The sequence below is a fragment of the Sphingopyxis sp. BSNA05 genome (genome assembly GCF_013265645.1).
Taxonomy (GTDB): Bacteria; Pseudomonadota; Alphaproteobacteria; order Sphingomonadales; family Sphingomonadaceae; genus Parasphingorhabdus.
In genome coordinates this window covers 1-1,436 of sequence record NZ_PYIA01000079.1, presented here as the reverse complement: position 1 = coordinate 1,436, position 1,436 = coordinate 1, and the positions used below count along the sequence as shown (strand labels likewise).

1 protein-coding gene is annotated in these 1,436 nt (G+C 57.0%); it reads right to left on the bottom strand.

The features are described 5' to 3' along the window. Positions 1 to 1,436, bottom strand: a 1,436-nt coding sequence (locus tag C8024_RS08930) for a hypothetical protein (RefSeq protein ID WP_173204236.1), incomplete at both ends; no start/stop codon positions are given.

The following is a 1,436-nucleotide window of genomic DNA, read 5'->3' as shown; positions in this document are numbered from 1 at the left end:
AAAATTGCCGAATTGCTGATGTTGAACGTGAAAGCACTGCTTTCTCCAATTTCTGCAATGTCAATCGCCGAGATGTTCGACGAGCCTATATCGAAGGTCGTTCTGTCGAGAATGAATTCAGCTGCGCTGCTGTTGCCAAATTCTTCGACGACAATACCTCCAGTCTGACTTCCACCAAGCTGCAAGACCAGATCGACTGCGGTTAAGGACAGAATTGAATCGTCCTGCAAACGGCCAAACGAAATTCCCCCTTCATTGGCTCTAACCGTCACATTGTCGAAAAAGAGCGTGTATTGGGAAGGTGACTGCGCATCCTCAATCCGCACAACTGCATAGTCGGCGCCGGGCGTGACGCTTTCGGACACGATCTCGTGATCGCGGAATATGAGATCGACATTCTGCGAACTGCCCGTTCCACCGATCAGGATGACATCGGACCCGTCGGGTGTATGCGTGATGTTACCGGTATTGGTCAGCGTGACATTGTCCGCTGCCGCGAAAATCGCGCTGCCGGCCCCCATCGTAATGTTGCCGCTATTCGTGATCGTCACCGAGCTGTCGCCATTACCCGTCGCCGCGGCATCGACCCCGGCGAAATTGACCGAGATGCCGATGGAATCTTTGTTCGTCGTCGCAGAAAGGTCGATATCACCGCTATTGTCGATCGTCGCCACGACATTATCGTCGAGCGTTGCAAAATTGGTGATGCCGAAGCCGAGCGCCGTATCGAGCGTGATGTCGCCCATATTGACCGTCTCGAAAATATAGTCGCCGCCGGTCACAGCGCCGAAAGTGGAGACGCCCAGCCCACGCAGATTGTCGCCGGAGCCCGTGATGTTGCCGGCGTTCAGGTTCTGCAGCACGCCCGCCTGCGCCTGATTTAGGACGAAAATGCCGGTGGCTGTCCCGTCGATGTTCGTCATCTCGATATCGCTGTTGCTGGTCACGTTCAGGTTCACATCCGAACCTGCGCCTTGCGCCAATATTCCGTAACTGCCCGATCCGCTTATCGTGATCCTTCCCTCCGACACGACCGAAGCAGAGGCGTTGTCATCATTCTCGCCAGGCCCGTCGCCGCCGCCGGAGCGCTGCACAAAAGCCACGATCCCGTGGGTTTGCGGTCCGATCGCCGTCAGATCGCCGCTGTTGATGATCGACGTGTGGCTGGCTCCGCTGGTAAACGTGTTGGCAACAATCGCGCCACCGACCCCGTCGAAATCGGTATCGAACGATGCTGCACCGGTGGTTACAGTGATGTCACCGCTGTTAGCGATTACCGAGCCGCCAAGGCCGTTTACGATGGCCAAGATGCCTGCCGTCGCGGTGCTGCGCTCACCCGTACCGTCCGACGAGGCGCTCAACGTTCCGCTGTTGTTGATCGTGACGCTGCTATCCGAACGTCCCTGAAGCGCGATCGCGCTGTCGCCGCTGGTAAA